This window comes from Xanthomonas arboricola pv. guizotiae, assembly GCF_002940205.1.
GTDB classification, from domain to species: Bacteria; Pseudomonadota; Gammaproteobacteria; order Xanthomonadales; family Xanthomonadaceae; genus Xanthomonas; species Xanthomonas arboricola_C.
This window is the reverse complement of the sequence record NZ_MDSK01000066.1, coordinates 1-8,872: the sequence shown is the minus strand read 5'-3', so window position 1 is coordinate 8,872 and position 8,872 is coordinate 1. Positions and strand designations below refer to the sequence as shown.

The 8,872-nt window shown below is 60.2% G+C and carries 5 protein-coding genes; all 5 read left to right on the top strand.

All coding sequences use genetic code 11. The features are described 5' to 3' along the window. Positions 1 to 473 precede the first annotated feature (473 nt). A complete protein-coding gene (trpE, locus tag XarbCFBP7408_RS21335; RefSeq protein WP_104564628.1) occupies positions 474 to 1,949 on the top strand; it encodes an anthranilate synthase component I in 1,476 nt (491 codons plus the stop codon). Further along, positions 1,949 to 3,025, top strand: coding sequence for a threonine aldolase family protein (locus XarbCFBP7408_RS21330; RefSeq protein ID WP_104564627.1), 1,077 nt, complete (start codon positions 1,949 to 1,951; stop codon positions 3,023 to 3,025). The genes trpE and XarbCFBP7408_RS21330 overlap by 1 nt, the downstream gene beginning before the upstream one ends. 18 nt (positions 3,026 to 3,043) lie before the next feature. Next, positions 3,044 to 3,817 (top strand): SIMPL domain-containing protein, encoded by a 774-nt coding sequence (locus XarbCFBP7408_RS21325; RefSeq protein WP_104564626.1) that lies wholly within the window; start codon positions 3,044 to 3,046, stop codon positions 3,815 to 3,817. A gap of 187 nt (positions 3,818 to 4,004) precedes the next feature. Continuing rightward, positions 4,005 to 5,066 (top strand): tyrosine-type recombinase/integrase, encoded by a 1,062-nt coding sequence (locus tag XarbCFBP7408_RS21320; RefSeq protein WP_219820289.1) that lies wholly within the window; start codon positions 4,005 to 4,007, stop codon positions 5,064 to 5,066. A 618-nt stretch (positions 5,067 to 5,684) separates the two neighbouring features. Beyond that, entirely contained in the window at positions 5,685 to 8,516 is a 2,832-nt protein-coding gene (locus XarbCFBP7408_RS21315; RefSeq protein ID WP_104564629.1) for an HrpF/NolX family T3SS translocon protein, read from the top strand. Positions 8,517 to 8,872 lie beyond the last annotated feature (356 nt).

Genomic DNA, 8,872 nt, shown 5'->3' with positions numbered 1-8,872 from the left:
AACTCTTCCAGCCGCTTGACCGTGAACAACTGCTCGCTGAAGACGTCTACGCCACGCATGGTAGTGGGGGATGTTCCGACTCAAGTAGTCTACGCGCTGAGAGGTATTTCAGCAGCCTGCTAAGCCCCTCTCCCGCCGGGAGAGGGGTTGGGGTGAGGGTCCCTGCGCCGACATTGGCGCCGCCACCACGACCTACGCTCCAAAGCAAACCGCTCCTACAGCGCACCACACCCACACCCCGACGCACGCTGCCCGCGTCTGACATCAACCAATGCGCAAGACCAACCCCAGCCCGCCTTCGCAATTCGCACCGCTTTGGCCCCGGCCTGCTGCCCTGGACCGACACTTGCGCTACAGTATCCGCGTGTCCCGCCTGACGACCCCACGCTCCTTCTCTTCCGCTCGCCGCTGGTGGCGATGGTGGCCCGTTGCCGTCGTCCGCCCCGCCACAGAGTCCCGGAAGGAAAGTCGTCTTGATCACTGCAGAGCAGTTCCAGCGCCAGGCCGCTGAAGGTCACACCCGTATCCCCGTTGTCCGCGAAGTGCTGTCCGACCTGGACACACCGCTCTCGGTCTATCTCAAACTCGCCGACGGCGCCTACACCTACCTGTTCGAATCGGTCGAAGGCGGTGAGCGCTTCGGGCGCTACTCCATCATCGGCCTGCCGGCGCGGCGCGTGTACAGCTTCCGCGGCCACACGCTGGAAGTCAGCGAGCACGGCGAAGTCATCGAGACCCGTGAGGTCGCCGACCCGCTGGCCGAAGTCGATGCCTTGCGCGCCGAGCATTCGGTGCCGCAACTCGATGGCCTGCCCGGTTTCACCGGCGGCCTGGTCGGCTGGTTCGGCTTCGAGTGCATCCAGTACATCGAACCGCGCCTGGGCAGCGGCGACAAACCCGATGAGCTGGGCACGCCGGACATCCTGCTGATGCTCTCCGAAGAGCTGGCGGTGTTCGACAACCTCAAGGATCGGCTATACCTGATCGTGCACGCCGACCCGCGCCAGCCGCAGGCCTATGTGCGCGCCAACCGGCGTCTGGACGAACTGGCGCACCGGCTGCGTCAGGGCGGCGCCGGGTATCCGCAGGCGCAGATTTCCGATGCGATCGACGAGTCGGACTTCCACTCCTCGTTTACCCGCGAGGAGTACCACGCCGTGGTGCGCAAGGCGCAGGAATACGTGCGCGCCGGTGACATCTTCCAGGTGGTGCCGTCGCAGCGGCTGCGCGTGCCGTTCCGCGCGCGCCCGGTGGATGTGTATCGCGCGCTGCGTGCGTTGAATCCCTCGCCGTACATGTATTTTCTCGACGTCGGCGACACCCAGGTGGTCGGCTCCTCGCCGGAAATCCTGGCGCGCCTGCGCGATGGCGTGGTGACCGTGCGCCCGATCGCCGGCACCCGCCCGCGCGGTGCTACGCCGGAGCTGGACAAGGCACTGGAAGCCGAATTGCTGGCCGATCCCAAAGAGCGCGCCGAGCACGTGATGCTGATCGATCTGGGTCGCAACGATGTGGGTCGCGTCGCCGAACCCGGCACAGTGAAGGTCGGCGAGCAGTTCGTGATCGAACGCTATAGCCACGTCATGCATATCGTCAGCGAGGTCACCGGCACGCTCAAGGCCGGCCTGAATTACAGCGACGTGCTGCGCGCCACGTTCCCGGCCGGCACCGTCAGCGGCGCGCCCAAAATTCGCGCGCTGGAAATCATCCGCGAGCTGGAGCCGGTCAAGCGCAACGTGTACTCCGGCGCGGTCGGTTACATCGGCTGGCACGGCGATGCCGACACCGCCATCGCCATCCGCACCGCGGTAATCCAGGACGGCTATCTATATGTGCAGGCCGGCGGCGGCGTGGTCTACGACTCCGACCCCGATCTGGAATGGCAGGAGACGATGAACAAGGGCCGCGCACTGTTCCGCGCAGTCGCCCAGGCGGCCAAGGGCCTGTGATGGACGGGCAGGGTAGTGGAGCGCGCATCAGTTTCCGCAACGACTACAGCGAAGGCGCGCATCCGCGTCTGCTGCAGGCGTTGGCGCAGGCCAGCGCCGAGCAACATGCTGGTTACGGCACCGATCGGCTGAGCGCACGTACTGAAGAGTTGATACGCACTGCCGTCGCGCAACCGCACGCGGATGTGCATCTGTTGGTCGGTGGCACGCAGACCAACCTGATTGCCATCAGCGCGTTCCTGCGCCCGCACCAGGCGGTGATTGCAGTGGAGGCCGGGCACATCGCCACGCATGAAACCGGCGCCATCGAAGCCACCGGCCACAAGGTACTCACCGTGCCCGCGCCGCACGACAAGTTGACCCCGGCATTGATCCAGCCGGTGCTGGAGGTGCACAGCAACGAGCACATGGTGCAACCGCGCCTGGTCTATATTTCCAACAGCACCGAAAGCGGCACCATCTACACGTATGCCGAACTCGACGCGCTGTCGCGATTCTGCGGCGCAAACGATCTGCTGCTGTACCTGGACGGGGCGCGGCTGGGTGCCGCGCTGACCGCCGACGGCAACGATCTGGATCTGCCCACCATTGCCGCACTGACCGATGCGTTCTACATCGGCGGCACCAAGAATGGCGCGCTGCTCGGCGAAGCCTTGGTCATCGTCAACTCCACATTGCAGGCCGATCTGCGTTACCTGATCAAACAGCGTGGCGCATTGCTGGCCAAGGGTATGGTGCTCGGTTCGCAATTCGCAGCGTTGTTCGAAGACGGCTTGTTCTTCGAACTGGCCGCGCACGCCAACGCCATGGCGCGACGCCTGCGCGCCGGCCTGCTCGCGGCCGGCGCGCACTTCACCAGCGACTCGCCAACCAATCAACAGTTCATCGCCGTCAGCGCGCAACACGCTGCGCAGTTGGCACAACGCTACGACTTCGAGCGCTGGGAAGTGCGCACCGACGGCAGCCACGTGATCCGCTTCGTGACGTCGTGGGCCACTACGCCCGAAGCGGTGGATCGCCTATGTGCGGATGTTGCAGCTCTGCTGCACGATCCTGCCGTGCAGGGCCATGACTAGACATCAAGGAAGACGACAATGAAAAAGATCATCGCTTGGACGCTTGCCACTGCCCTGATCCTGCCCGCCGTGGGCGCAGCGCAGATCAATACCTTGCCATCGCAGCCGCATTTGCTGGTGAAAGGTCAGGCGTTCCGCACCGTGGATCCGGATCGCTTCATCATTGACCTCAAGGTCAGCAAGACCGATCCGCAGCCGGATCTGGCGCGCAAGTTCGTTGAAGACCGTGCACGGGTTGTTCTGGATGGATTGCAGCGAAATCACGTACTCAAAGATTCGCTTTATGCATCCGCGCTGACGATTGCCCCGCAATCGCGTTACGAGGCAGGCAAGTCCGTCTTCGAAGGGACCAGGGTAGAGCGCAAGATCCGCGGCACCTTCACCGCGTTGAAGGATGTACGTGCCTTTCTCGGCGGCTTGGACGCCACTGAGTCCGTGCAGGTGCTGTCCATGCAGACCGCCTACGGTGATGCCGCCGCATTGCGCGCTGAGCTCAAGCGTGAAGCTGCCACGCAGTCGCGCGAATCGGCCCAAGGGCTCGCCGCCGCCTATGGCGTGCGCCTTGGTGGGATCTACAGCATTTCCGATGTCGCCCCCAGCTTCGCCTACGGCGTCGAAGCAGGCACCTGGTCGGCCCCCAACGCGCCAAGGCCGGGCTCGATGGTGTCTCCGGCATCTCCACCGCCGCCGCCCGCTCCAAGCGCGGGTGCACAGGGCATTGGCGAAAGTCTGCTGACCGGCATCATTACCTATACCGAAAACATTTATGCGGTCTTCCTGATCGCGCAATGAGTCCTTTGCCATGCTCCTGATGCTTGATAACTAGCATGTAAGTAAAGTGGGGTCCAGGGAAGTCCGCAGAAGCATTGATAGATAGGGATTCCTGGGCTTCCAAGATCCATTGTCGTCTGGCTATGTCCATCGTAATCCGGCGAATTTGCGGGTATCGTTGCGGGTATCAAGACGCCGATACCCGCACATGCTGACCGATGCAAAAATACGAACCGCAGAGGCTGGCCCTAAGCCGGTCAAGCTGGCTGACAGTGGGGGCCTGTACCTTGAGGTGCGCCCCACCGGCACCAAGCTGTGGCGCTATCGATACCGGATCGGAGGCAAGGAAAACGTCTACGCCATGGGCGAGTACCCGAAGATGTCGCTGGCTGCTGCCCGGACTGAGCATGACAAGGCGCGGGCGCTGGTAAAGCAGGCCCTCCATCCAGCCCACAGCCGCCAGGCCGAACGCCTGTCCAACCAGGCGGCAAATGCCAATACGTTTGAGGCAATTGCCAACGAGTGGATTTCGAAGAAGTCCGGAAGCTGGACGCCGTACTATCAACGCCAGGTCGAAAATTTCCTCACAGCGGATGTCTTCCCTCATATCGGCAGACTGCCAATACGTGCCGTCACAGCGGCGCACCTGCTCGCAATCATCAAACGCATAGAGCAGCGAGGGGCCGCCACGGTCGCGCTGCTGGTGAGACAGTGGTCTTCAGCGATCTTTCGTTACGCAGTGTCGACGCTTCGGGCTGATGTCGATCCTGCTGCCGCGTTGAGAGGTGCAATCCATCGACCCAAGGTCGAGCACCACAGGCCTCTGTCGCGTGAGCAGATTTCGCAGTTTGGCACTGCGCTGGAGAAGTACGGCGGCTACCGCACCACAGTGATTGCCCTGCGTCTTATGTTGCTGACCTTCGTCCGCACCGTTGAGTTGCGCAACGCGCGTTGGCAGGAATTTAGTCTCGATCAGGCGATGTGGCGGATCCCAGCCGAACGCATGAAGATGCGCGAGCCGCACATTGTGCCGCTGTCTAAGCAGGCGATCGAATTATTGAGGGAGTTGCAGACTTACACGGGTGGGCGCGGACTGCTGTTTCCAAACTACAGAAGGCCAAAAGAGTCCATGACAGCGACGACATTGAATCGCGCACTCGAACGGATGGGATTCAATGGCAAGGGAAGCATCGGGTTCTCAGCACATGGCTTTCGTGCGACTGCTTCGACATTGTTGAATGAGATGGGATTCCGCGCAGATGTCATCTAGCGCCAGCTTGCGCATGCTGAGCGAAACAAAGTCAGAGCAAGCTATAACCAAGCTGAGTACCTGCAGGAACGTGTCGCAATGATGCAAGCTTGGGCTGGCTTCTTAGACAGCTTGAGGACACAAGGAACCCAGGCTTGAAAGGGCAGATACCCATACGATCAAATGGATCGCCAGCCCGGGCTAGAGCTCGCTGCCGGCGTTCATTCCTTGCCAAAGCTCCTCCGAGACTGATTGTTCATACGGATAAGGTTCTTTTCTCCGTACTCAATGACTTGTCTTCATCCTCGGGGAGTTCGCGGTCTCATTTGATGTGTTCGACAACCTACCTTGAGTTGATGGCATTTGTTCATGATGCGCGTCGTCTTCCAAATATGAATTCGTGACGGCGAAGAGGGCTGTATAGAAATACATCATAACTCTGCTCGGATCCGGCTATAGCTTGGCGTCCACACGCAGGTTACTGCGCTTTTTTCGCCAAAATAGTTCATCTGAGCATGCATCCCGCCTTGGCAGTGGCGAACATTTGTACTCGCCGCCTGAGGCATGTCGCTGTAATGGCATGTGCATTTCGTCAGATCAGCGGCGTTGCCAATGCTTTGTCAATGCGAGGTCGCCTACATGTCGCTCAACACGCTTTCGACCGGGAGCAGCGCAGGTCTGATTCTCCCTATAACGGATGACCCATCCTCTCTGGAGCCGCTCGGATCCGACTCTGGCATGACCGATTCCGATTTCTTGTCGTGGATGGATAATCTTTTCTTGCAGCAGATCTACCGCATGATAGCCGTTGCATACGGCAATCTTCCAAGCGATGATCCGACCGTTGACCAGCCCGGAACGCTCGCGCCCTCAGCTGATGATATTCAAGCCTGTCAGCCGATCGAGAAACGCACGTCTTGGCCCACGCCTTCGACAGGGTTCGACGCTAAGGACGTCAAGGGATCCACGCTACCGCCCGCGGTTGATGGGTCATCGGTTACATGGGATGGCGGTACGCTCACCGCATCGGAGCTTCAGATTGTCTCGACGCTCAATCAGCACAAGGACAAGATGCCCCTTGAGTTTTCAAAGCTCGACGACAAGATCAACGACCCATCCACGCCTCCGGACTTGAAGAGTGCACTGCAAGGCCTGCAAAAAGACCCACGTCTGTTCTTTGCCATCGGCTCGCAGGGCGACGGAAAATGCGGCGGCAAGATCAAAGCTCAAGATCTTTGGGACTTTGCGGATCACCATCAACAGGTGACCGATCTGGGCGGGAAAAACGCTGAATTCAATCCCAAGAATATCAAGGGAGACACGCCACCGCCGCAGGCACAAGGCTCAACGGTCACATGGGACGGTGGTACCCTGACGCAATCTCAGCTGGAGATCGTTTCCACGCTCAATCAGCATCGCGACATGACGCCGATCGAATTCGGCAAGCTCGACGAAAAGATCAACGATCCCGCCACACCACCCGACATGAAGAAGGCGCTGCAAGGCCTACAACAGGATCCCGGTCTGTTCTTCGCCATGGCGTCCCAAGGGCACGGCAAGCACCATCACGACGATCAGGGTAAGTGCAATGGCACGTTGATTGCGGACAACCTGTACGATTTTGCCGATCGTCATCCACAGGTCACTGCCATGGGGGGCAAGAACGCGACATACAACCCAGAAAAAATGAAGGGACGCGACCTGCCGCCACCGGTCGACGGCTCTTCGGTCACGTGGGACGGCGGCACGCTCACCCAGAACGAATTGGAGATCGTCACCACGCTCGATCGCCACAAGGACAAGATGCCGCTGGCGTGGGCCGATCTCGATGCGAAGATCAACGATCCAGCGACACCGCCGGATCTGAAGAAGGCATTGACGGAACTGCAGAACGATCCACGGCTGTTCTTTGCGATCGGCTCGCAGGGCGATGGCAAATGCGGTGGCAAGATCAAGTCCGGTGACCTCAGCAAGTTCTCGGCCGGTCACTCGCAGGTGGCGGAGTACGCCACCAAGCAAGCAAAAGGCTACACGCAGAACTACGTGGCGTCGGACAGCCCGGACAAGGCTCAACCGACAGTCATGACCGAAAGCGACGCAATGCGTGAGTTCTATCGCTACTCGGACTATCTGCCGAAGGACCTGAACCAGGACGCATTCAGGCAACTGGTCGAAGGCAACAGCAATACCCAAAAGTGTCCGCCGCAGGTCATTGCCGCCGCACAGTATTTCCGTGAGCATCCGGATCAGTGGACGGCGCTGGCGGGAGATTCGGGCTCCATGAGCACCCCGGATTTCCTGCAGAAATCCGCATCGCAGATGCACCTTACAGCCCCCGAACTGAAGACGCTCGACACCGTCAACAGCCACCAGGATGCGTTCTTCGGCGACGGCAAAGAGGTGACCCGCGACAAGCTCGACACGATCGTCAAGGACGATAAAGCCGACCCCGCCGTGCGCGACGCCGCCAAACAGCTATTGGCTGACCCGCTGCTGTTCGGATTGTTGAACAACTCGATCACCGGCTACAAGAAGCCGCATAGCTTCTTTGGCGGTGGCCATGTCGTCGACTCGGGCAAGATCAGCGACAAGGATTTCCAGCAGTTCTACGAGCACATGACGGCGGCCAACAAGACTGTGGATAAGGCGCCGACCCACGCGGCCACATCGCCCGAGCAGAAGAAGGCTGTCGACGACATGTTGATGGGCAAAGCCGATCAACCTGACATCAAGAAGAAAAAGAAGGACATCGGCACCGTCGGCAAGGGGCTGCATGAGTTCCTCAAATGGGACAGCAAGATTCTGGACTGGGCCTCGATCGGACTGAGTGCACTGAACGGCATCCCCGTCATCGGCGAGTTTGCCGATGCAGCAGCGGTGGCACTGGAGGGCGAAGCGCAGGCCGCACAGGTGCTCGATACGGCACTGCAAGGCGGCGACATGTCGCTTGCGTGGAAACTCGCCGGAATCAACATGGCTGGAGCGGTCGTTGGTGCAGTCGGTGGGCCGAGCGCCAGGATCGCAGCCAAGGGGGCCGCCAAGGGAGTCGCGTTGGGTGCCGCCAAAGCAGCGAGCGAGAGTGCGACCAAAGGCGCTGCTGAGGGAGCGGGCAAAGTCACGACCGAAGGAGCAACGAAGGCTGCTAACGAAGGAGCAACGGAGGGTGCTATCGAGGGGGCAACCAAAGGCGCAACCAGGAAAGAGAAAGTCGGCGCTTTTGCGAAAGGCTATGTAGTAGGCGGAACCATTAGTACATCCACTGACATGCTGAAGGTTCCTGTGATGGCGGGCTTACATTACGAAGAAGTGCAATTGGACAAGGAGAGAGACAATGGCGACATCCGCCAGAATCTGGAAGACGCGGGCGGGGTGCCGCTAGGCAAGCAGACCATCCCCGTGTCTATTGCAGACAACTTCGAGGCAGACACGAAGGAGAACCTCAGGAATTTGAGGGGTGGCCGGCGCAGGTAACGGGGGGGGGCTCGCTTGAGCGGCTACTGTGAGAAGAGCAAAGGGCGATCGCCAGGATTGCCCTTTGCGTTGGCGTGCCGGTCCTTGACCTGCAAGCGCGCGCTCTTCCAGACCGAATATGGCGACTGCAATAGATCGGCTGCCTATGCGCGTTCGCTGATCTAAGTAAGGTCTGAACAACATTTCAGATCGCAGAGATTGCGTCATCCTGGACGGCATGAACACGTACAGCGGGTTTGCCCGACGGGGTGTTTGCGCTTTTCTAGGTGTTCAGTCCCGGCATTAGATGGATCGGGTCCACCTTGAACCGCTCGGGTTCGGATGTCCACTGCTTGCAGATGAACGCGTACGGCGTC

Bases quoted from the DNA above. Each gene is read 5' to 3' on its own strand.
- XarbCFBP7408_RS21325 (WP_104564626.1), top strand. From the start codon at position 3,044: ATGAAAAAGATCATCGCTTGGACGCTTGCCACTGCCCTGATCCTGCCC.
- XarbCFBP7408_RS21330 (WP_104564627.1), top strand. From the start codon at position 1,949: ATGGACGGGCAGGGTAGTGGAGCGCGCATCAGTTTCCGCAACGACTAC.
- XarbCFBP7408_RS21315 (WP_104564629.1), top strand. From the start codon at position 5,685: ATGTCGCTCAACACGCTTTCGACCGGGAGCAGCGCAGGTCTGATTCTC.
- XarbCFBP7408_RS21320 (WP_219820289.1), top strand. From the start codon at position 4,005: ATGCTGACCGATGCAAAAATACGAACCGCAGAGGCTGGCCCTAAGCCG.